We start from the raw sequence: 21,071 nt of genomic DNA, 5'->3' as shown, positions 1-21,071 counted from the left end.
CGTAGGATGTCATACGTGAAGCCTAAGTGAACTGCATCACATTTGGAAGGGGTCTGCATGGAATAACGAAGCCCGGGGTGCTGCGAGGCCGGCGGTTGCAGTCAGGATTCTTCGCGTGGCAACGCCGGAGGGGTAGTGGACTGCAAATCCTGATTGGGCTATTTGGCGGTGGTGAACTGGTGGTCTTCCGGCAGCAGGATGTTCAGCGCCAAGCCCTTCTTGTCTTGGACGAGGGACGCTTCCCACTTGGTCTGGACCAGTTCGAGCAATTCTCCAGGGTTTTCCGGTGCGACCGGTTGCTGGACCAGGAAACCGGCGACCTCTCCGCGGGTGTGCTTGGCAAAGTGCGAGACCACCTTCGGGATCCCATTGCGCATCTGGAAGACGTTGACCGCAACGGTGTTGCCATTGGCCGGCTTGTAGGCGGCCGCATAGGTGCTCGACCGCGCGTCCACGATCAGCTGGTCGCCGGCCGCCGCATCCAGCACCGGAGCCAGGCGCTTCTTCCACCAGGTGGCCAGCTTGCCCAGCGGCTCGAGCTTGACCGACATGGATAAGCGGTAGGGCGGAATGCGATCGCCAAAACGCACGGCACCCCACAGGGCGGAGACCACGATGATGGATTCATCGGCGCGCCGCTGCGCTGCTTCATCCAGGCTTGCGTAGTCCAGGGCCTCGAAGAGCACGCCCGAGTAGATATCGTGCGCCTTGGCTGCGGGCTCGGTGTGCAGATTGATATTCCGCGCTACTTCCTTGGCCAGCGAGGCTCCGACTCCCAGCAGGTCCATGGCATCTTCGCGTGCTGAGACTTCAGCAAGGGCGTCAAGCACCAGGCGGCGTTCCCCGGAAAGCTCCGGAAAAGACAGGTCCTCGATTTCGAACGGAGAACCTTCGGCGTGGGCGGTCTTGCCTTCGGAAGGCGGCAACAGAATAAGCACGCGTTCCAGCTTATCGGAGTTCATCTGATCTTCTGCCCAGGGCATGTACCCGCAGAGCAGATCTGGCTAGGCTGAACCCACTACCCAGCAGCGCTTCACGCAGAGTAAGGACAGAGCATGCCCCAGCAGAACTCAAGAGCTAGCCAAACTGCCTCCGGGCAGCACTGCGACTTCGATGTGATCGTGATCGGCGCCGGGCCGGCCGGGGAGAACGCCGCCGACTATGCCACCCGGCAGGGCCTGAAGGCGGCCATCGTCGAATCCGAGCTGGTGGGCGGGGAATGCTCGTATTGGGCATGCATGCCTTCCAAGGCCCTGTTGCGCAGCGGCGATGCGCTGCGCGCGGCACGCCGGGTTCCTGGGGCCCGCGAAGCGGTGACTGGTGCGCTGGATCCCGAGGCGGTGCTCGCGCGGAGGGACGCCTTCACCAGCAACTGGGATGATGCCGGGCAGGAACGGTGGCTGCGCTCGGCGGGCATCGAGTTGATCCGCGGCCGGGCGCGGCTTTCCGGGCGCGGCCTGGTGCAGGTGGCGGATCGCGAGTACTCGGCCCGGGCCGTAGTCCTGGCCACCGGATCCACTCCAGTTCTGCCTGGGATCGAGGGATTGGCTGAAGCCAGGCCGTGGGGCACCCGGGAGGCCACTGCGGCCAAGGCGATCCCGCCAAGGCTGGCCATCATCGGTGGCGGAGTTGCCGGGGTGGAGCTGGCATTCGCCTTCGCCTCCCTCGATTCCAAGGTCACCATCCTTGCCCGCGGGTCGCTGCTGGGCCGCGAAGAGCCGTTCGCCGGCGAGCTGGTGGCCCAGTCGCTGGCCGAGGCCGGGGTAGTGGTGCACCAGGACACCACTCCGTTGCAGGTCCACCGCGATGAGCACGGGATAGCCGGCCTCCAGCTGCCCGGAGGATCCCTCGTGGAAGCCGAGGAAGTGCTCGTCTCCACCGGGCGGCGGCCGGACATCGGGAACCTGGGACTCGAAGCACTCGGGGTGGACCCGTCCCGGCGGTTGCAGGTCGATGACACGATGCTCGTGGCGGGCACCGACTGGCTCTACGCCGTGGGAGATGCCAGCGGGCGCAGCCCGCTGACCCACCAGGGCAAGTACCAGGCCCGGGCCGCGGGCGAGGCCATTGCCGCGAGGATCAATGGAACCGGGGTTCTCGATGCGCCCTGGGGCAGGCATGCGGCCACGGCGGACCACCATGCGGTGCCGCGCGTGGTCTTCAGCGATCCGCAGATCGCCGCGGTCGGACTCACCGAACGCCAGGCCCGCGACGCCGGTCTGCAGATTTCGGTTATCGAGCACGATCTGGGTGCGGTGGCCGGGGCGAGCCTGCACGCCGACGGGTATTCCGGGCGGGCCAAGCTGGTGATAGACCAGGCGCGTTCGGTGATCGTCGGCGCCACTTTCGCTGGCCAGGATGCCGCGGAACTGCTGCATGCGGCCACCATTGCGATCGTCGGCGAGGTCAGCCTGGACCGGCTGTGGCATGCGGTCCCCGCCTATCCGACGATCAGCGAAATCTGGTTGCGGTTGCTTGAGGCGCTGCGGTTCGGGTGAACCTGGCTGTGACCGAATCAGCGTTCGGAAGTGGTCTGCAGGCCGCGCCCAACGCATTAGACTGGTAGTGAATGGGATGGCCAGACGGTCGCGTGGCAAGTCAATTGCCCCGAGGAACGTCCGGGCTCCGCAGAACAGGGTGGTGGGTAACGCCCACTCGGGGTAACCCGCAGGCTAGTGCCACAGAAAATAGACCGCCAGGTTTTCCTGGTAAGGGTGAAACGGTGGTGTAAGAGACCACCAGCACCCCAAGCGATTGGGGTGGCTAGGTAAACCCCACTCGGAGCAAGGTCAGACAGACTGCGTCATGAGGGCTGTTCGCCCCATGCAGTCGGGTGGACCGCTAGAGGCTGCCGGCAACGGCAGTCGTAGATAGATGACCGTCCCGCTTCGGCGCGACAAAACCCGGCGTATCGGCCATCCCATTCACACTCTTCCTCCCTGCGATTGCGCCGGCATCAGCCTTTAGTGCGCTGGTGAGATGATTCACAGTCCCCGATCCTCAGTTTTTCTGCGCACGGTCTAGAATGGATCATGTACTTACGAGGATGATCCTGTTACCTCGTGCCACCGCAAAAGCAATGGTGCTTCCCACGGTGCCAACCGACTTTATGGATCTGCGAGTCGGCTGAATTGGAAGGATTTTCTGTGACCCAGCAGTCTGTCGTTGCCCAGCAAGAATGGAGCGGGCGCGAAGAGCTCGCCGAGGCCATGATCCCACTGATCGGACGTCTGTACCGCAAGAACAATGTGGTGACCTCCGTCTACGGCCGCAAGCTGATCAACCAGTCCGCCATCGACATCATCAAGGCCCACCGCGTAGTGCGCCGCATCGATGGCGAAGAGCTCGACCTGAACGACACCAAGGCCATCCTGGATGCCATCGAGGCCCTGAACGTCGGTTCGGTAGCAGTTGACCTCGGCCGCGTGAACAAGAAGTTCAAGGAATCCGGTTCCGCTGATTTGAACGCTTTCCTGGCTGATGAATTGGGCGAGAAGGTTGGCCAGGCCGGCGCAACCGACGCTGAACCCCAGGACGTTGTCCTCTACGGCTTCGGCCGCATCGGACGCCTGCTGGCCCGCATCCTGATCGAGCGTGGCGGCTACGGCCTGCGCCTGCGCGCCATCGTGGTCCGCAAGGGCTCGGATGACGACATCGTCAAGCGCGCTTCGCTGCTGCGCCGCGACTCGGTGCACGGCCGCTTCGAAGGCTCGATCACGGTCGACGAGGAAAACAGCACGATCCTCGCCAACGGCACCCTGATCAAGGTCATCTACTCGAATGACCCGACCACCGTCGACTACACCGAACACGGCATCGACAACGCCATCGTGGTGGACAACACCGGCCGCTGGCGCGATGAGGCCGGACTGTCCCAGCACCTGGCCGCCAAGGGCGTTTCCCGCGTGCTGCTGACCGCACCGGGCAAGGGCGATCTGAAGAACATCGTCCACGGCATCAACGATTCGTGGATCACCGCAGAAGACAAGATCGTCACCGCTGCCTCGTGCACCACCAATGCCATCACCCCAGTGCTCAAGGCCCTGAACGACAAGTTCGGTGTCACCCACGGGCACGTCGAGACCGTTCACTCGTTCACCAACGACCAGAACCTGATCGACAACTTCCACAAGGGCGAGCGCCGCGGCCGTTCGGCAGCGCTGAACATGGTGATCACCGAAACCGGTGCCGCCAAGGCAGTGGCCAAGGCCCTGCCGGAGTTCGAAGGCAAGCTGACCGGCAACGCGATCCGTGTACCGACCCCGGATGTCTCCATGGCGATCTTGAACTTGAACCTGGAGAACGGGACCACCAAGGAAGAGCTCAATGCCTACCTGCGTGAAACCTCGCTGACCTCCAGCCTGCACAAGCAGATCGACTACATCGATTCGCCTGAGGTTGTCTCCACCGACTTCGTCGGCTCGCGCCGCGCCGGCATCGTTGACGGCCTGGCCACTATCGTGTCCGGCAAGAACGCTGTCGTCTACGTTTGGTACGACAACGAGTTCGGCTACTCCTGCCAGGTTGTGCGCGTCATCGAATCGATGGCCGGCACCCACCCGGCTGCAGTGCCTGCAGTGAAGGCTGAAGCCGTCACCGCCTAGGACCTCGCTGCTTGCAGCTGAAGGGACCATCCCAACGCATTGCGCGCTGGGATGGTCCCTTTTGCTATTCCATCCGGGTGGCACGAAGCCCTCCAAAGGACCTTCCGGGTCCAGGGGGCCAACGAGAACCAGTACCTGGCCAGCACCTCTCCAGCAAAGTCCAGGCAGGTCTCGACCTTTGCGCGCATCCGGGCGTGGAGGTCCGCTTGAGCCTGCGCCGTCCCTGCGTCAACGGCGGCTGCAGGTGCGCCGCTTCGCGGGCATCTCTGGACCCCCGCACTGCTAGGCTTTAGGCCATCAAGCATTGGATCGAGGTTGGTTAATGGACAGTACCCGGACGCTGGCGGCGCGCATGGCGAGCCAGCTGCTACTGGAGCCGGCAGAATCCGTACTGCAGGCCGCAGAACACATGCTCGCGTTCCAGTCCCAGGACTTCGCTGCAGGACGCTACGCGCTGGCTCAGCGCTCCGCAGCGCAAGAATCCCGCCAGCAAGTCGATGCGCTCTTCAGCGAAGGCCGGCTCGTGCGGTCATGGACCATGCGGGGCACGCTGCATATCTGCTTGGCCGAAGATGCGCGCTGGATGACTCGCGCAACACGTGAACGCACCTTGCGCTCCTCGGCCACACGGATGCGGGGACTGCAGATCGGCACCCAGGACATTGACCAGGCAGCTGGCATCATCAGCGCGCATCTGCAGGAGCACGGGCAAGCCAGCCGCTCCGCGCTCTTCAAGGCACTGAACCAGAATGGAATGGAGACCGGCCAGCAGCGAGGACTGGTTATCCTGCAGGTCCTCGTCCTGGACGGGTTGATCTGCCAGGGGCCCATTCCACAAGACGCGAAACTCATCGCGCAGGACTTCGTGCTCGTGGATGAATGGATTGCAAGTCACCGGGAACCAGGAGATCCGTTGGCGCAACTCTTGCGCCGGTACCTGCACTCGCATGGGCCAGCTACCCTTCGCGACGCAGCCTGGTACACGGGACAGACGCTGACCACCATGAGAACCGCCGCAGAAGCACTCGGCGGCTTGCTGTCCAGCGCAGGAAGCGATGAGCGCGGGGAGGGCTACTGGGTCATCGCCGGCAGCCGCGCCCACCGGGAGCTTGAAGCGATGGAGCCCACCGGGCTGCCACTGCGCCTGCTCGGTCCCTTTGACGAGTACTACCTGGGCTACGCGAATCGCACGCTGGTAGCCGACGAGCAGATGGCTGCGCAGATCCTGCCCGGCAAGAACGGCATGTTCCTGCCCTTCTGGCTAGAACAAGGCAGGGCTTCGAAGCTCTGGAACGCAGAAACAGCGCCCACCGGCAAAATCGGTGCGGCGCTGCATCAGCGGTATCTGGACTTCAAGACTGCCCGGTAGGCGGCGGGAGGCCTAGTGGCCGAATGGATCCTCATCGGTACCCGGCAACCAGGTGTTGCCAGGCACGCCCCAACCCAGAGCCTTCTTGGCCTTCTTCCACTTCTTCTCCCAGCGTGGCTGCAACTTGTCCACGTAGAGGTAGCCATCAAGGTGGTCGTACTCGTGCTGCATGATGCGCGCGAACCAGCCGTGCGCTTCGAAAGAGATCGGATTGCCGAACTCGTCGAAACCCTCCACCTTCGCATAGTCGGCACGCTGCAGCGGGTAGTTCAACCCGGGCACGGACAAGCAGCCCTCGGAGTCGTCATCAGCATCTGCGGGAGCCTGCGACACCTTTGAAAGCGTCAGCTTGGGGTTGATCACTACGCCCCGCTCGGGAGCATCGTCCTGGTCCGCGAAGACGTAGGTGAACATGCGCAGGCCCAAACCGATCTGCGGAGCCGCCAGGCCCACGCCATGCGCTTCATCCATGGTGAGGTGCATATCGGCAACGAGCTCGCGCAAGGCGCCATCAAACTCGGTGACCTCCACCGCACGCTTGTGAAGTACAGGTTCTCCGTAAACAGTGATCTGCCGAATAGGCACGTGATCGGTTCCTTTCAAAAGTGCTTAGAGTGCTCGTCCAATAGTTTCACGCATGATCTCGCTTGTGCCACCAAAGATGGTCAGCAAGCGGGAGGCAGTGAAGGACTGGGCAATCGGGTACTCCATGATGTAGCCATAGCCGCCATGCAGCTGCAATGCCTGATCGGAAAGCTTTTTAGCGCTCTCACTAGCCCAAAGCTTGACCTCGGCAGCCTCGGAAGGATCCAGCTCGCCGTCGTTGAATGCCAGGACGGCCCGGTCCACGAAGCTCTGGGTGACATGCGCCTCAGTCTTCAGGTTAGCCAGTTCGAAACGGGTGTTCTGGTACTCGGTCAGCGCCTGGCCAAAGGTCGAGCGGTTCTTCGCATGCTCCAGCGCCTGCTCGAAGGACGCGGTGCAGATCGCCGAGGCAGCCACGGCAATAGCCAGACGGGCCTGGGGAAGCTGCGCCTTGACATAGGACAGGCCCTGTCCAGCCTCGCCAACAAGATCCGCAGACGAGACGCGGACATCGTCGAAGAACAGCTCAGCGGTATCAGAAGCCCGCAGCCCAATCTTGTCGAAGGGGCTGCCGTTGGTGTACCCCTCGGAACGCTCGACCATGAACAGCGAGAATGACTGCTCGCCCGCACGTCCGCTCTCGCCATCGGTGCGCGCAAGCACCAGAGCGGCATCGCCAAACGCAGCATTGCCGATGAAAGTCTTCTGGCCGCTAATCAGCCAGTCATCCCCATCGCGGACCGCCTTGGTGCGCACCGCGCGCAGGTCAGATCCAGCGCCAGGCTCGGTAAACGCGCAGGAGGTAATGGTGGAGCCATCGACCATGCGTGGAAGCCACTTGGCCTTGAGCTCGGCAGAGCCGTAGGAGAGCAGGTACGGCAGCACCAGGTCGTCGTGCAGGTGGAAGGCCAAGGCTACGGACAGATGCCCCGAACGCACGAGCTGCTCATCAAGCACTACACGGAAGCGGTAATCATCGATGCCCATGCCACCGAACTGCTCAGGCACTGCAAGACCCAGCAGGCCGTTTTCACCGGCAGACTGCCACACCTCGCGGGGGATCTGATGATCCTTTTCCCACTGAGCGTATTTACCGGAAATCTCCCGGGCGTTGAATTCCGTAGCCAGTTCACGGAACTGCTCGTGGTCCTCTTCAAAGAGCGCGCGTTTCACAGGGGGAGTACCTTTCGGTGGATGGAACGAAGGCATAAAGCTCACTGGCTTGCCGAAGTACATCATCCATTATGGTCGCTCAGGCCAATGCGTGCCTATTCGCCAGGGCAAACAACGATTCAAGTCACTAGATAACGCAAAAAGTCTCGAAAAACACGGGGGTAGACCCCAAAACACAACGCATTCGAACATAGTTTCGAATCCGTGTTCCTAGCCACCGAAATATGACTTAACACCGCATCCGGGCAGCACTGCGCTCGCCGGCAGGTTCGAACTGCCTGTTCAATCGGTCCTGTCGGCGACGAATCTGCAACCGGCATCCGTGCGTGATGGCGTTGGCTTCACCGGAGACAGTGATACTTCGAATAGGGGCCTAGGGGAGGCAAGTGGCTCGTTATGCAGGGGCGGGCAGTGCCAATAATGCAACCCTGGACTGTCCCGCGGGTTGCGGATCACTCCACGCGAAATCGACCCGGTTGCCGCTTGATGGAATCTGTTTGTTTCGAGACTGCTGGCAGGGTTGCGTGCGATCGCGTCGAGGCGCCCGACCTGTGCCATGGAAGCGATCTTTTCGGCGTCGGCAGGGTGCCTGGGCATCTGGTGGTTCCATGCGGTGGCCATTGCCGGCGGTGAAGGCGGGTTGGCGGCTAGCGGCGCGATGCTGAACGCCGTGTCGGATTCGCTGGCGGGGACTGGTGGCGAGTGCCTCTGGATTCCAGATGTTCGGTCTGGAATCAACGAGGCCCGGTGCCTTGCTGATTGCGCTTCAAGGCGTCGGAAACGAGAAAAGACCTGGTTCGGAATTTCCATTCCGAACCAGGTCTTTCGATCTGGGGTGAGTAACGGGGTTTGAACCCGCGACCTTCTGGACCACAACCAGACGCTCTACCGACTGAGCTATACCCACCATGTCTACTTCGTTACTAGTCAGAAGCTGTAGTGCTCATGATCTCGTACCGGGCAACGAGAAATACTATACACGTATCCAGGCCGGAAATACCAATTCGCATGGAGCCATTTCCGGGATTGTGACGGGATGCTCATTATTCATGGCTGTGGGGCTGTTGCTCGCCGCTGAACTGCCTCATGAGATGGATCCCCGTGCCGTGATCACGCCTTTGCCAGCAGTACTTGCGGGAAATGCTTTGCTGCAGGTGCAGGGCCCGACGATGCTAGGCATCGACGGTGGAAGCCGATATAGTTCGAGCCACCGTGAAGAATTGATGATGGGGGGAATTCTTGGGCATTGACGATCTTCTGGAAGCCTTGAATGCTGGCCAGAGAATTACCGCCGGTTCGCCGCTGCATGCGCTCATGCATAGCACAAGCCAGGACGCGCTGCGCATTTGCGCGGAGCTGAACGACGGCTACCGCAGCCCAGGGCAAGTGCGGGATTTGCTGCGGCAGCTGACCGGAACGAACGTTGACGACTCGGTGGTGCTAGTCCCGCCGTTCAACTCGGAGTTTGGCCGCAATATCGAACTGGGGAAAAACGTCTTCATCAATGCTGGCTGCAAATTCCAGGACCAAGGCGGCATCAGTATCGGGGATGAGTGCTTGATTGGGCACAACGTCGTTGTGGCAACACTTAATCACGATCTTGAACCTGCTCGGCGGGCGGATATGATTCCGGCTCCAGTGATCATTGGGCGCAACGTCTGGATTGGCGCGAACGCGACCATACTTTCCGGTGTCACGATCGGCGAGAACGCAGTTGTCGCTGCCGCCGCGGTCGTAACGAAAGACGTACCTGCCGGCGCTGTTGTGGTTGGCTCGCCAGCCAGGGTGGTGCGCACGGTCTAATTCTGCGGCTCGTCAGCTGAGCGGCGGCGTTGCCAGGCGTGCGGGTAAAGCAAAAGACTCGATCCGGAACTTTCGTTCTGGATCGAGTCTTTGTCTCTGGGGTGAGTAACGGGGTTTGAACCCGCGACCTTCTGGACCACAACCAGACGCTCTACCGACTGAGCTATACCCACCATGTTTGCTTCGTTACTAGTCAGAACGCTTTTGCGAACCAATTCCGTATCTGGCAACGAGAAATACTATACACACAATTCCGCGCTTGATGCCAATCGGAAGGCCCCTGGGGCACTGTGCAGTGCATCACCAATGCGCCGGGGCCTTCGTTTAGCGGTTAGCCGGCGCTTTCGGTGATCCCGGCGGCGATCTTCCTGGCCTCAACGGAGGTTGGTCCCGGCGCCGGCACCATGATGGCGTCGCGGTAGTAGCGAAGCTCGTTGATCGAATCCTGGATGTCGCCCAGTGCGCGATGGTTGCCGGTCTTGGCTGGAGCGCCGTAGTGCGCCTTCGGGAACCAGCGGCGGCTCAGCTCCTTCAAGGTCGACACGTCGATAATGCGGTAGTGCAGGTGCTCAATGACCTCGGGCATATCGCGTGCCAAGAAGTTCTTGTCGGTGCCCACCGAGTTGCCGCCCAGCAACGCCTTGTTCGGCTCCGGAACGTGCTTCTTGATGTAGTCGACCACCAGGCGCTGGGCTTCCTCCATGGAAATGCCGTTCTCCAGCTCGGGCAGCAGGCCGCTAACCACATGCATATTGCGAACGAAATCATCCATCTGCGCCAGAGCTGCCGGCTCGGGCTTGATGACTACCTGGATGCCCTCGTCGACGATCTCCAGATCGGAGTCGGTAATGAGCACTGCTACTTCGATCAATGCGTCGTTAACCAGATCCAAGCCGGTCATTTCGCAATCGATCCATACAATTTTTTCTGAGTTACTAGCCACGTAACCAATCTACACTTCAAGCAGCGCTGTGGGGGAGCGCACCCTCGTCGCACGGCGGAAGGACAGTGTTTCAACCGGCCTGGACGCGTGCTCGATGCTAAAATCGTCTGAGATTTCCGGCTGTTGAATTGCCTGCTTGCAAGGGCGCGGCACATGCGACGCTGGCTTAATTACTCTCGAACTCATGTCCGTTACAGCCCGAGGTGTCAGTGTGTCAGCCAGCAAGCCAGCAGCAGTGAGCTCCCCGCCCTACGCTGGAGTGAATAGGACCCTTCTCAGCGGCGTCATCGGTTCCTCCCTGATCCTTTTCGGATCCTTCGGTACCGGGTGGCTGGCCAGCGTATCCCCGCTGAACCGCGACCCGTTCTTCATCATGCTGCGCACCGAACCCGCCGGCGTGATCACCTGCGTGATCCTGCTGGCCCTGGGTTGCTGGGTCCTCTTCCGTTCCTGGTGGCGCCTGGGCCAGAAGCTCAAGGGCTGGGGCGAGGGTTCGCTGAAGGTGGTCCGCCGTGCGGTCTGGCTGTGGAGCATCCCGATGTTCGTCACGTTGCCGATCATGAGCCGGGACGTGTTCGCCTACATCGGCCAAGGCCGGCTGGTGGATGCCGGGCAGGATCCTTATGTTGACGGAATATCCTCGCTGAATAACTGGTTCCAGCTCGGTGCCGACACCATGTGGGCGCAGGACGGCACCCCTTACGGCCCGCTCTACCTGAGCATCGAATTCCTCGTGGTCAAGCTGACTGGCCCTTCGACCGACGCGGCGGTCCTGGCCTTCCGCGCCATTGCATTCATCGGCGTGCTGCTCTGCCTGCGCTACGTGCCCAAGCTTGCCGAACTGCACGGTGTCTCCGGGGCCAAAGCCGCCTGGATGACCGTGGCGAACCCGCTGTTCCTGGTGAACTTCGTGGCCAGTGCGCACAACGATGCCCTGATGACCGGCCTGTCGGTCTGGGCTGTCTACCTGGCATGCAAGCGCTACGGCTTCTGGGCCATCGTGGTGCTGGCGGCCTCGGTGGGGGTCAAACCGATTACCCTGGTACTGCTGCCGTTTATCGGCCTGCTCTGGGCAGGGCCTAACGCTGCCTGGCCGCGCCGCATCCTCTACTGGTTCTACACCGGCATGATCTTCCTGGCCCTGATGACCGTGGTTGGGTGGCTCAATGGCTACTGGTTCGGTTGGCTGAAGGTCATGCTCTTCACCGGTACCGGATACTCCATCTTCTCCCCGGTAGGCATTGCGGTCATCGCGCTGAGCGGGCTGGTCTCCGCCATCGGGCTGTCCACCGAGTGGATCCTGCCCGCGGCCAAGCTCTTCGGCCGCCTGGTCGGCGTAGCCATCGCCTTTGTCTTGATCTTCCGAGGAAAGCACTCGCACCTGGTGCAGCGCATGGCCATCGCCTTCGCGGCGATTGTCGTGCTCTCCCCGGTGATCCAGCCGTGGTACCTCCTGTGGCTGCTGCCGTTCTTCGCCGCGACCGGCCTGCGCGATGACTGGCAGATGCTCTGGCTGCACCTGACCACCATCTTCTTCCTGGCCTACCAGGCCGCTGACCAGATCTTCGTTTGGCAGTTCCTGCAGGATTCCCTGGTTCCACGCGTCCAATTGATTTCCTGGGGCATCTCCATCGCCTGCGCCCTGTACCTTGTCTTCTTCGATCCGAAGACCAAGAACATCTGCGCTGATCTGCTCAGCTCGACCAACTGGCTGAAGAAGAGCAAGAAAGCCTAGTGGCAGTGGAGCAGCCGAAGCTGGCACCGCAGCGCGCAAGCCTGCGGTCACTATCATGGCAAGGGTTCACCGCCTCGGCCATGATTACCGTCGCCTCCTGGGGGATCGGCTGGTTCCCGCGCAACCAGCTGTCCCCGCTGGCACGCAGCGGCTTCTTCATAGAATTCCGAACCGAAGTGCCAGGTGTCATCAGCTGCATCGTGCTGATGGCCGTGGGAATTGTCTGGTTGACCCGAACCTGGATCCTGGCCCGGCCATGGGTCCAGGCTGCCGGTGAGATTACCGGGCGGGAACTGGCCCGCGTGCTGGCCATGTGGTCTGCTCCGCTGATGCTCAGCTTCCCGATCCTCAGCCGCGACGTCTACTCCTACCTGGCCCAGGGCCGCATGCTGCACGCCGGCAAATCCCCGTACGCCGAAGGCGTGTCCGCGCTTCCGGGCTGGTTCGATGGCGGATCCGACAGCCTGTGGGCGCAATCGCCCTCGCCCTATGGCCCGTTCTTCCTCGTGCTCGCCCGCATCATCTACTTCGCCTCCAACGGCATTCCCGAAATCGGCGTGGGCCTGCTGCGCGTCATTGCCGTGCTCGGTGTCTGGGGCTGCTATCACTTCACTGCGAAGCTGGCGCAGAAAATGGGGCAGAGCGCGAACTGGGCCAACTGGGCCATCGTGGGCAATCCGCTGTTCCTGCTGACCATGATCGGCGGCGTCCACAACGACGCGCTGATGATCGCCGGTGTCTTCAGCGCCTTCGCCTATGCCTACGACCGCCGTCCCATGGCCGCCACGATGGCGCTGGCCATAGCCGTGTCGGTCAAGCCGATCGTGCTGCTGGCGCTGCCTTTTATCGGCTTGGTCCTGCTGGGCAGGAGCCCGTCGATGCGCGAGAGGTGGAAAATCTGGGCCAAGGTCGCGGCCCTCTCCCTGACCTGGCTGCTTTTGATCGGTGCGGTCACCAACCTCTGGTTCGGCTGGCTGCTTGCCATGTTCACCGCGGGCGATGCGGCGTTCCCGTACGCTCCCGTGGGACTGATCGGCTGGTCCCTGAGCAATCTCGCTGGCATATTCGGCGCCGATATCTCCTTGGTGAATGCCATCGTGGTGGGCGTCTTCCAGGTCATCGCGCTGGCCATTGTGGCGCGCCTGGCGCTGGCCAAGGACACCTCCAGCCCGGTGCGCCTAGCGGCGTGGGCGCTCTCGGCGGTGGTGCTGCTGGCTCCGATTATCCAGCCGTGGTACATCCTGTGGCTGATGGCGCTGTTCGCCATTTCGCACAAGGTGTCCTGGGGATCGGAAAAGCTGATGATCTATGTATCCAGCCTGATCCTGGTGGCGGTTTTCGTCGACCAGCTCTCCATCGAGCAGTGGCACTCGGCCTGGCTGATGAAGACCCTGGCTGGCGTGCTCGTAGCGGGCTTGTTCATCGGCCTCTTCACTGCCGATGCCAGAACCAGGAAAGTGCTGCGCGGGCCGAAAGCATAGCCAAGGTCACATTCTGCAGCCCAGCTTTCTCCCGGAATATTCCGCTTAGATAGAAATATGCAAACAATGTTCTGGCCAGCGGCAATCGCCATTCTCGGCGGCGCCCTCTTCTTGGCGTCCGCCGGCGTTTTCCTGCTGGCCGTGCAATACCGCCGGCATGGACGGTTGTCCTGGCGCCGCACCATTACCACCGCAACCGCAGCGGTCTACGGATTCGGCCTCTTCAGCTACACCATGCTTCCGCTGCCGGCCACGCGCGACGAATTCTGCCGTCCCGGGGTGGCCATCCCGCAACTGGTGCCCGGCCGTTTCGTCGACGACTTCAGGGTGGCCATCGTGGAGCGCGGGCTGAGCGGCTTCGCCACCAGCTTCACGCTGTGGCAGGTGCTGTTCAACATCATCTTGTTCATGCCCCTGGGCATCTTGGCCGTGCGCTGGCTGCGCGGCAACATTTTCACCGGCGTCTTGCTGGGCTTCGCGGCCTCGTTGGCCATCGAGCTGACCCAGTACACCGCTATTTGGGGGTTGTACACCTGCGCCTACCGCGTGGCCGACGTCGATGACCTGATCACTAACACTGCCGGCGCGCTGCTGGGCGCGATGATCGCCTACCTTCCGATGTTCCGCTTCCTGTCCGGTCCGGTGGAAGCGAACGCGGCCAACGCGCCGGCGCGGCCGGTCACCCGCGCCCGCCGCGCACTGGCCAACATCTTCGATGCAGGCTTCACCTCGGCCGTGCTCTTCGTCATCGGCGCTGCACTGGAACTCCTGGAGCGCTTGGGTGCCCCGGAGTTCGGCCAACAGTGGATGAACTTCTGGCTTCCGCTGCTCGTGGTCTTCTGCGTCTTCTGGCTGCCGAGCCTGGCGCCGGGACGGGCTACCCTCGGCCAGCGCTGTGCCTGGCTGATGCTCACCGACGGGCAGGGGCAACCGGCTCCGGCCGGCCGGGCCTTGCTGCGCAGCCTGCTCGGATTTGGCGGGATTAACTTCCTCTTCCAGATTTCCACCAGCATGGTCGACTTCACGCCCTACCCGCTGCTGAACATGCTCGTTGTGATCTATATCGCGATCAGCGCCTTCTACTTCATCTTCGAGGCGAATCACCGGGGGCTGGCCGGAAAAATCAGCGGTACCGGTTTCATCGACCGTCGCGCCCTTTGAGCCAAGGCGCCCCAGCAACGCAAGGCGCACGCTAAAATGGAACGCGGTGGTCTGCGCCTGGGGTGCGGTCCAGCAAACTCGCGTTTGAAGACATACCGATAATTCCCAAAAGTTAGGTCTGCTCAGCAGCATGGAAGATAACAAACCAGAGGTCCCGGCCGAACCGCACCGCGCCGTCCTAGGCACGGCCGTAGGCGCGACGGTCCTCATTGCCATCGGCGCATTCGTGCTCTCGTTCGCTGCATTGACCGACCTGGCCGAACGCTCGGGCATCAGCCCGCGCCTGGCCTGGATCTGGCCAATCATCATCGACGGCATGATCGTGGCCGCCACCGTGGCCATCGTGGCCCTGAACGGCTTCCATCGCAAGGCCATGATCTACCCGTGGTCGCTGCTGTTCTTCGGTGCGATCGTTTCCACCGCGGCGAACTCCACCCACGCAATCCTGACCGTGGACTCGATCGAAAACGGAGTGCCGCCGCTGGTTTCCGCGCTGGTTGCCGCCATGCCGCCAATCGTCTTGCTGGCCATCACCCACCTGACCGTGCACATGTACCAGAAGAAGTCCGAAGCCGCGAAGCTGCGCGCTGAGCTGGAATACAACGAAGAGCAGGAAAACGCCGAGAAGTACGGCGTCGCTTATGATGATGGCTACAACGCTGCGCTGACCGACACCAAGACCGCCGAGGAAGAACGCCTATCGGTCCTGGAACAGGATCACCAGGACGCGCTGGCCCGAGCCCGCGCCGAAGGCATCGCGGCCGGCCGATCGGACTCGAAGGTCACCCCGATCAAGCAGAACGCGCAGCCAGCCAAGGAAACCAAGCCTGCAGCGCAGAAGAAGACCGAGGACAAGGCGCCATTGTTCGACGACATGGCTAAGCGCCTTTCCCGCCCATAAGGGCCGTCGCCGCACCCGGCTGGCGCCAGGGCATGAGCATGAGGACAGCATTTTCAGGAACGCTTTAGCATCCAGGAGGCATCAATGATGGATCCGGCGCAGGGCCAGGCGAACGACGAGTTCTCCGAACAGATTGCGGCCGCCGTTGAGCAGTACAAGTCTGTGACCGGCGAACTCAATACCGTCATGTCGGCCATGAAGGCGAAGATCCGCCGGTTGTTCGCGAATTCCGAGGTGCAACCGCTGTTCATTACCGGCCGGGTGAAATCGCCGCAGTCCTTCGCGGCCAAGGCCTCGCGCCGGCTGCAGGAAAGTTCCGAGACCGCCCCGGTGCTGGAATTCCCCAACCCGCTGCGCGAAATCCACGACATGGTGGGCATCCGCATCATCGTGATGCTGCCCCATGAAATCCAGCAGGTGGCCAGCCTGATCAAGTCGCACCGCGACTCCTTCGACTGCCGCAGCGACCGGGAGAAGGACATCGGCTCGGTGGAGTCCGGCACCTACGGCTACTCCTCGCGCCACCTGCTGCTCAAGACCCGCAGCGAGCCGATCGTGCGCAAATTCCAGGAGGCCTTGGGCAAGCCGGTGGTAGCCAGCGGCAACTTCGTCTTCGAAGTGCAGATCCGCACCGTGCTGCAGCATGCCTGGTCCGAAATGGAGCACGACATCCGCTTCAAGCATCCCGGCGAGGCCGCCTGGAATCCGCAGATCGACCGCCACTTCACCGCCACCGCGGCGATGCTGGAAACCGTGGAGGACTACTTCACGGACATCGACGAGCTGTACCACCGCCTGAACGGCTACCACGACCAGCAGGGCGCCGGATCCGAGCCGTTGACCGGCGAGAAGATCGGCGAAATATGGCAGACGCTGTTGCCGCACGTGGACCGCAAGCGCGATGACGATTGGTCCTGGGCCGCCGAGCTGCTCGGCTCCCACGGCATCGACCAGACCTGGCAGCTGGCGCAGCTGCTGGATGCGAATGTGGTCACCGATGTGCGTGCGGCGCTGGACCACCGGTACTCGCCGGGTCCGGACCGCTTGCTGGACGACGTGCTGCTCTGGCGCTTCGGCAAGGACCACATCGACAAGACCAGCGGCGGGGACCTGCGCCGCGAAGCCTCCTTGCGCCGCCGCCTGATCCAGATGATGGATTACCGATCGCAACCCAGCGACAAGGAATAATTTCGATTCGAAGCCCGGATTTCCACTGCGGTGGAAGTGCGGGCTTCGATTCTTTAGCCAGCTCAACCCCAAACTGTTAGTTTGTGCACGTTCCGCAGGCCACGGCGTGGTTGGCCGGTAGAATAGTCAAGTTGCCCAATTTGTGGGCCGCACAATTCTTGTACCCGCATGAAAGGGCCACACCATATGATTTCCGTAGCCAACCTTGAGCTACGCGTCGGCGCCCGCTTGCTGATGGACGAAGTGAACTTCCGCATCGACAAGGGCGACAAGATCGGACTGGTGGGACGCAACGGTGCCGGCAAGACGACGATGACCAAGGTCCTCGCCGGCGAGACCCAGCCAGCCTCGGGTGAGGTCACCTTCAAGGGCTCCATCGGCTACCTGCCGCAGGACCCCAAGACCCCTGACATGGAGCAGCTGGCGCGCAATCGCATCCTTGGCGCCCGCGGCCTGGACGTGGTGGTCACCAAGCTGGCCCAGAACCGCGAGGACATGGCCAGCGAGGACGCTGCCGTCTCCGCCAAGGCCATGCGCCAGTACGACCGGTTGGAAGCAGAATTCATCGCTGCCGGTGGCTACGCTGCCGAATCCGAAGCGGCCGCCATCTGCGCCAACCTGGATTTGCCGGACCGCATCCTGGACCAGCCGCTGCGCACCCTGTCCGGTGGACAGCGCCGCCGCGTCGAGCTGGCACGCATCCTCTACTCGGACGCCGAGACCCTGCTGCTCGATGAGCCGACCAACCACCTGGACGTCGACTCGATCATGTGGCTGCGCGACTTCATCAAGAACTACCCCGGCGGCGTGCTGATGATCAGCCACGATACCGGCCTGATGGAATCCACCGTGAACAAGGTGCTGAACCTCGACGCGAACCGCGGCGTGGTGGATGTCTACAACATGAACTGGAAGCGCTACAAGATCCAGCGCGAAACCGATGAGCGTGCCCGCAAGCGCGAGCGCGCCAACATCGAGAAGAAGGCTTCGGTCCTGCTGACCCAGGCGAACAAGATGAAGGCCCGCGCCTCCGGCGCCTCGGCGGCGCAGTCCATGCTCAAGCGCGTGGATCGCATGCTTTCCGGGCTGCAGGAGGAGCGTGCCTCCGACAAGGTTGCAGCCCTGCGCTTCCCGGATCCGGCTCCCTGCGGCAAGACCCCGCTCATGGCCGAAGGCCTGTCCAAGGCCTATGGCTCGCTGGAGATCTTCAACGATGTCTCGCTGGCCATCGACCGCGGCTCGAAGGTTGTCATCCTGGGCCTGAACGGTGCCGGCAAGACCACCTTGCTGCGCATGCTCGCCGGTGTCTCCGAACCCGATACCGGAAAGATCATTCCGGGCCACGGCCTGAAGATCGGCTACTTCGCCCAGGAGCATGACACCTTGGATCCGGAAGCCAGCGTGCTGGAGAACATGCGCCGCAACGCGCCTGACCACCTGAACGATGCCGACGTCCGCTCGATCCTCGGCTCGTTCCTGTTCGTCGGCGACGACGTGACCAAGCCGGCCGGCGTGCTCTCCGGCGGCGAGAAGACCCGTCTGGCCCTGGCCACCATCGTGGCTTCCAGCGCCAATGTGCTGCTGCTTGATGAGCCGACCAACAACCTCGACCCTGCCTCGCGCGCCGAGGTGCTGGGCGCGCTGTCCACCTTCCCGGGTGCCGTGGTCATGGTGTCCCACGATGAGGGCGCAGTGATGTCGTTGCAGCCTGAGCGCGTGGTCATCCTGCCTGATGGCGATGAGGACCTCTTCAACGAGGATTACCTGGAATTGGTTTCGCTGACTTAAATCCTGACAACGCGCAATAGCTCTCGTAGGCTTGGCAGATCACCATCTTCAAAGGGAGCTGCCAAGCCATGAGTGTTTTTGGACGCAAATTACCGCGGATCGCAGGCGCTGGGCTGCTGCTTGCCAGCGCGCTGGCCGGCTGCGCCGCACAGGTTTCCGATGAGATCAACGCCCAGTGGACGCTGCTGGACCCTGCCGGGGTGAATGCGTCGAGCACCAGCCTCGACCTCGGGGTCATGCGGCTTGCCTGTTCCTCCGGGTGACCGGCGACGTGACCGCCACCCAGGTGGAGCCGTCCAATGACCAGATCGCCATCGGGATCGTGGTTGAACCGCTGGAAGGCGAAGCGCATGCCTGCCAGGGCAACGAGACCGCGCCCTACACGCTGGAACTGCAGGAGCCGGTGGGGGACCGCACCCTCATCGATGCCTACTGCCTCGAAGGCGAGTGGCACAAGACTCCTGGGTGCAGCGACAGCGGGATCCGCTGGACGCCGCCGGCCAACGGCAGCTGAAAGAAAACTGCATTAAGCAGAGAACCGCGCGGCAACTGGAATATTCCAGCTGCCGCGCGGTTCCCTTGTTTCCCGCAGCTACTTCGGGAGGCCCCCTGGCGTGTGGTCGGCCTGGTCGAGCAGCGCATCCTCGATGGCTTCATCGGTCGGCGTGCCGTCACGGCGGAACTTCTTATCCGGCTTGGCGCGAATCTTGCGCACCTTGTGCAGCGGCTCGTCCAGGCCCAGCGCCTCGGCTTCGGCTTGCTCGGCGGCATCCTCGGCGTTCAGCTTCTTCTGCTGGCGAGCGGCATACCAGAAGCCGATGAAAGCCAGCACGCCAAAGATGTACCACTGGATCTCGTAGGAAAGATGCGGACCTTCATCCATATCCGGAGCGTCCAGCTGCAGTGGCGCAGTGGCCGGGGCCGGATCCTCTTCATACATCAGGCCGTAGGCGCCCTGGGCGATCTCGTAGTCCAGGAGCTTGGCGTAGTCTTCGAGCTGGATCGAAGCCAATTGGCCCTCCGGGGCGCCGCGGTCCAAGCGGATTTCCGATGGTTTCAAGCGCACATCCACAGTGACTTCTCCGGCAGGTGGCGCTGGAACAGCATCCGGGTGGCCGTTTTCCTGGTTGCCGATCGGCAGGTAGCCGCGGTTCACGACGACAGTTCCGCCCTCGGTGGTCCTGAACGGCACCAGCACCTCGTAGCCGGGGCTGCCGGCCTTGATGCGGTTGCGCACGATCATGGTATCCGCGGGCAGATATTGGCCTCTGAGCTGCGCGGTCATCCAGGTCTTGTCCTCGTCCAGGTCCTGGAAATTCTCCAGGGCCTGCGTGCCGGTGACCGGCTCTGCGAAGTAGTTGCGGTTGACCCGTTCGATGCCGTCGAGGACTTCGGCACGGCGGTCGGCTTGCCAATTGCCCAAGCCAATGCAGGCGGCGGCGAAGATCGCCACCAGAATGAGCCAGCCGACCCACCGGGTACTGGCCAGAAAACGATACATCTACTTGCTTTCTCCTTCATTGCCCGGCATCGGCAGCGTTTCCTTGTAGAGCAGGCGTTCCTTCAGATACGTTTCGAGCCAGTCGCGGTGCTCTTCGCAGGCCAGCCAGATTTTGCGCCGGTCCGGGGTGTGGATCTTCGGATTATTCCACAGCAGCTGGTGGCTGGCGGCGTTGCGGCAGCCCTTTCGCGAGCACTGGATTTCGGCGGCGGCAGGGGAGCCGCCGAGCGAACCTAGCAGATCCACTAGTCCTCCTTGGGAGCAGTTGTTGGCTGTTGCACCGGATCAGCTTCTTCGGCGAAGCTTCCGTCGATCACTTCTGGTTCCGGTGCCTGCTGCGCGGCCGGCGCGGTTTCGTCCGGTGCGGCGATAGCCTGGGCGCCGGGAGCCTTGTAGAACTCGGCGGGCGGTTCGCGTTTGGTCAGATCCGCACCGCCGTTGGCGATCACCACTGCGATATAGGGAAGGATAATTGCGCCCGCGAGCAAGACCCAGCGCAGCCAGCCATCGAAGAAGAAAGCGAGAACGAAGCAGATCAGGCGCACGGTCATGGAAATCGTGTATTTGCGCACACGTGAATCGCGCTCGGTGGTATGGGACTCGCGCGCTTCGGTAATGCGGTGAACTTCCGGTTGGCTGGAACCGTGATTCGTGGGCTGTGGGGACATGTAAAAGACTTCGCTTCGCAGTACGGGATCTGCTCCCATTGTCTCACCTGCGGCACGAAGAGTGTAATTTCTACGCGCTGTCGAAGCGGTAAAACTGGGTAGTAACTAATAGGATTGTTCACGGAGTAGCTACTTAACTAGGCAAAGTGCGCTTTTCGGCTGGCCCTTGGA

Annotated in this window: 20 protein-coding genes, 2 tRNA genes and 1 other RNA gene; 14 read left to right on the top strand and 9 right to left on the bottom strand. The window is 62.2% G+C overall.

Annotated elements, in window-relative coordinates; translation table 11 throughout:
* Positions 1-158 precede the first annotated feature (158 nt).
* Positions 159-938 (bottom strand): YaaA family protein, encoded by a 780-nt coding sequence (locus ACIOJF_RS05610; protein ID WP_105661558.1) that lies wholly within the window; start codon positions 936-938, stop codon positions 159-161.
* Between the two features lie 117 nt (positions 939-1,055).
* On the opposite strand from ACIOJF_RS05610, the gene ACIOJF_RS05605 reads away from it, so the two are divergent.
* The 4 genes from ACIOJF_RS05605 (at position 1,056) to ACIOJF_RS05590 (ending at position 5,973) form a co-directional block, all read left to right on the top strand.
* A complete protein-coding gene (locus ACIOJF_RS05605) occupies positions 1,056-2,498 on the top strand; it encodes an NAD(P)/FAD-dependent oxidoreductase (protein ID WP_105661232.1) in 1,443 nt (480 codons plus the stop codon).
* Positions 2,499-2,570: 72 nt separating this feature from the next.
* Positions 2,571-2,927: RNase P RNA component class A (rnpB, locus tag ACIOJF_RS05600), an RNA gene on the top strand.
* 219 nt (positions 2,928-3,146) lie between these two features.
* Positions 3,147-4,604 carry a glyceraldehyde-3-phosphate dehydrogenase gene (locus ACIOJF_RS05595; protein ID WP_105657779.1) on the top strand — a complete coding sequence of 486 codons (1,458 nt, stop codon included), beginning with the start codon at positions 3,147-3,149 and terminating at the stop codon, positions 4,602-4,604.
* 322 nt (positions 4,605-4,926) lie between these two features.
* Positions 4,927-5,973 (top strand): winged helix DNA-binding domain-containing protein, encoded by a 1,047-nt coding sequence (locus ACIOJF_RS05590; RefSeq protein WP_388021954.1) that lies wholly within the window; start codon positions 4,927-4,929, stop codon positions 5,971-5,973.
* 12 nt (positions 5,974-5,985) lie between these two features.
* Here ACIOJF_RS05590 and def read toward each other — a convergent pair whose 3' ends face one another.
* From def to ACIOJF_RS05575, 3 genes are all read right to left on the bottom strand, one after another.
* Positions 5,986-6,558, bottom strand: a complete 573-nt coding sequence (gene def, locus ACIOJF_RS05585) for a peptide deformylase (RefSeq protein WP_105657783.1) — start codon at positions 6,556-6,558, stop codon at positions 5,986-5,988.
* Between the two features lie 24 nt (positions 6,559-6,582).
* The gene (locus ACIOJF_RS05580) at positions 6,583-7,731 is read right to left on the bottom strand and encodes an acyl-CoA dehydrogenase family protein (RefSeq protein ID WP_181148860.1); all 1,149 of its coding nucleotides are present in this window, start codon (positions 7,729-7,731) and stop codon (positions 6,583-6,585) included.
* An 831-nt stretch (positions 7,732-8,562) separates the two neighbouring features.
* A tRNA-His gene (locus ACIOJF_RS05575) sits at positions 8,563-8,638 on the bottom strand.
* A gap of 1 nt (position 8,639) precedes the next feature.
* Between ACIOJF_RS05575 and ACIOJF_RS05570 the strand changes: the two genes are divergently transcribed.
* Positions 8,640-8,981 (top strand): hypothetical protein, encoded by a 342-nt coding sequence (locus tag ACIOJF_RS05570; RefSeq protein WP_402741326.1) that lies wholly within the window; start codon positions 8,640-8,642, stop codon positions 8,979-8,981.
* Complete coding sequence (locus tag ACIOJF_RS05565) at positions 8,971-9,534, top strand: DapH/DapD/GlmU-related protein (RefSeq protein ID WP_402734863.1); 564 nt, start codon at positions 8,971-8,973, stop codon at positions 9,532-9,534. Before ACIOJF_RS05570 ends, ACIOJF_RS05565 begins: the two co-directional genes overlap by 11 nt.
* A gap of 97 nt (positions 9,535-9,631) precedes the next feature.
* On the opposite strand, the gene ACIOJF_RS05560 is transcribed toward ACIOJF_RS05565, so the two are convergent.
* Together ACIOJF_RS05560 and orn are read right to left on the bottom strand one after the other, a co-directional pair.
* A tRNA-His gene (locus ACIOJF_RS05560) sits at positions 9,632-9,707 on the bottom strand.
* Between the two features lie 158 nt (positions 9,708-9,865).
* Entirely contained in the window at positions 9,866-10,477 is a 612-nt protein-coding gene (gene orn / locus ACIOJF_RS05555; protein ID WP_105657785.1) for an oligoribonuclease, read from the bottom strand.
* A gap of 184 nt (positions 10,478-10,661) precedes the next feature.
* Here orn and mptB (ACIOJF_RS05550) point away from each other — a divergent pair, with 184 nt between their 5' ends.
* The 8 genes from mptB (ACIOJF_RS05550) to ACIOJF_RS05515 all read left to right on the top strand — a co-directional run bounded on the left by mptB (ACIOJF_RS05550) (position 10,662) and on the right by ACIOJF_RS05515 (position 19,245).
* Entirely contained in the window at positions 10,662-12,212 is a 1,551-nt protein-coding gene (gene mptB, locus ACIOJF_RS05550; protein ID WP_402741325.1) for a polyprenol phosphomannose-dependent alpha 1,6 mannosyltransferase MptB, read from the top strand.
* A 5-nt stretch (positions 12,213-12,217) separates the two neighbouring features.
* Positions 12,218-13,693, top strand: coding sequence for a polyprenol phosphomannose-dependent alpha 1,6 mannosyltransferase MptB (gene mptB, locus ACIOJF_RS05545; RefSeq protein WP_146112887.1), 1,476 nt, complete (start codon positions 12,218-12,220; stop codon positions 13,691-13,693).
* Between the two features lie 57 nt (positions 13,694-13,750).
* Positions 13,751-14,854: a VanZ family protein gene (locus ACIOJF_RS05540; RefSeq protein ID WP_402734862.1), complete on the top strand. Its 1,104-nt coding sequence runs from the start codon at positions 13,751-13,753 to the stop codon at positions 14,852-14,854.
* Between the two features lie 130 nt (positions 14,855-14,984).
* Positions 14,985-15,755, top strand: a complete 771-nt coding sequence (locus ACIOJF_RS05535; protein WP_105657789.1) for a DUF2637 domain-containing protein — start codon at positions 14,985-14,987, stop codon at positions 15,753-15,755.
* An 84-nt stretch (positions 15,756-15,839) separates the two neighbouring features.
* Positions 15,840-16,943 (top strand): GTP pyrophosphokinase family protein, encoded by a 1,104-nt coding sequence (locus ACIOJF_RS05530; RefSeq protein ID WP_105657790.1) that lies wholly within the window; start codon positions 15,840-15,842, stop codon positions 16,941-16,943.
* 186 nt (positions 16,944-17,129) lie between these two features.
* Positions 17,130-18,731: an ABC-F family ATP-binding cassette domain-containing protein gene (locus tag ACIOJF_RS05525; RefSeq protein WP_105657791.1), complete on the top strand. Its 1,602-nt coding sequence runs from the start codon at positions 17,130-17,132 to the stop codon at positions 18,729-18,731.
* A gap of 68 nt (positions 18,732-18,799) precedes the next feature.
* A complete protein-coding gene (locus tag ACIOJF_RS05520) occupies positions 18,800-18,994 on the top strand; it encodes a hypothetical protein (RefSeq protein ID WP_402734861.1) in 195 nt (64 codons plus the stop codon).
* A gap of 8 nt (positions 18,995-19,002) precedes the next feature.
* On the top strand, positions 19,003-19,245 hold the full coding sequence (locus ACIOJF_RS05515) for a hypothetical protein (RefSeq protein WP_402734860.1): 243 nt from the start codon (positions 19,003-19,005) through the stop codon (positions 19,243-19,245).
* Positions 19,246-19,323: 78 nt separating this feature from the next.
* On the opposite strand, the gene ACIOJF_RS05510 is transcribed toward ACIOJF_RS05515, so the two are convergent.
* The 3 genes from ACIOJF_RS05510 to ACIOJF_RS05500 are packed head-to-tail and all read right to left on the bottom strand — an operon-like array spanning position 19,324 to position 20,900.
* Positions 19,324-20,232: an SURF1 family protein gene (locus tag ACIOJF_RS05510; RefSeq protein ID WP_402734859.1), complete on the bottom strand. Its 909-nt coding sequence runs from the start codon at positions 20,230-20,232 to the stop codon at positions 19,324-19,326.
* Positions 20,233-20,478 carry an acetone carboxylase gene (locus ACIOJF_RS05505; RefSeq protein WP_105657794.1) on the bottom strand — a complete coding sequence of 82 codons (246 nt, stop codon included), beginning with the start codon at positions 20,476-20,478 and terminating at the stop codon, positions 20,233-20,235. It lies immediately after the preceding gene.
* Positions 20,478-20,900: a DUF3099 domain-containing protein gene (locus ACIOJF_RS05500; protein WP_332731728.1), complete on the bottom strand. Its 423-nt coding sequence runs from the start codon at positions 20,898-20,900 to the stop codon at positions 20,478-20,480. Before ACIOJF_RS05500 ends, ACIOJF_RS05505 begins: the two co-directional genes overlap by 1 nt.
* Positions 20,901-21,071: the final 171 nt, after the last annotated feature.

It is taken from the genome of Glutamicibacter sp. NPDC087831, from assembly GCF_044742845.1.
Classification (GTDB): domain Bacteria; phylum Actinomycetota; class Actinomycetes; order Actinomycetales; family Micrococcaceae; genus Glutamicibacter.
The sequence above is the reverse complement of the archived record's forward strand: the minus strand, read 5'-3'. Positions and strand labels throughout refer to the sequence as shown.

Coding starts and splice junctions, on each gene's coding strand:
- ACIOJF_RS05605 (WP_105661232.1), top strand. CDS start 1,056: ATGCCCCAGCAGAACTCAAGAGCTAGCCAAACTGCCTCCGGGCAGCAC.
- ACIOJF_RS05590 (WP_388021954.1), top strand. CDS start 4,927: ATGGACAGTACCCGGACGCTGGCGGCGCGCATGGCGAGCCAGCTGCTA.
- ACIOJF_RS05570 (WP_402741326.1), top strand. CDS start 8,640: ATGTCTACTTCGTTACTAGTCAGAAGCTGTAGTGCTCATGATCTCGTA.
- mptB (WP_402741325.1), top strand. CDS start 10,662: ATGTCCGTTACAGCCCGAGGTGTCAGTGTGTCAGCCAGCAAGCCAGCA.
- ACIOJF_RS05540 (WP_402734862.1), top strand. CDS start 13,751: ATGCAAACAATGTTCTGGCCAGCGGCAATCGCCATTCTCGGCGGCGCC.
- ACIOJF_RS05535 (WP_105657789.1), top strand. CDS start 14,985: ATGGAAGATAACAAACCAGAGGTCCCGGCCGAACCGCACCGCGCCGTC.
- ACIOJF_RS05530 (WP_105657790.1), top strand. CDS start 15,840: ATGATGGATCCGGCGCAGGGCCAGGCGAACGACGAGTTCTCCGAACAG.
- ACIOJF_RS05525 (WP_105657791.1), top strand. CDS start 17,130: ATGATTTCCGTAGCCAACCTTGAGCTACGCGTCGGCGCCCGCTTGCTG.
- ACIOJF_RS05520 (WP_402734861.1), top strand. CDS start 18,800: ATGAGTGTTTTTGGACGCAAATTACCGCGGATCGCAGGCGCTGGGCTG.
- ACIOJF_RS05510 (WP_402734859.1), bottom strand. CDS start 20,232: ATGTATCGTTTTCTGGCCAGTACCCGGTGGGTCGGCTGGCTCATTCTG.
- ACIOJF_RS05500 (WP_332731728.1), bottom strand. CDS start 20,900: ATGTCCCCACAGCCCACGAATCACGGTTCCAGCCAACCGGAAGTTCAC.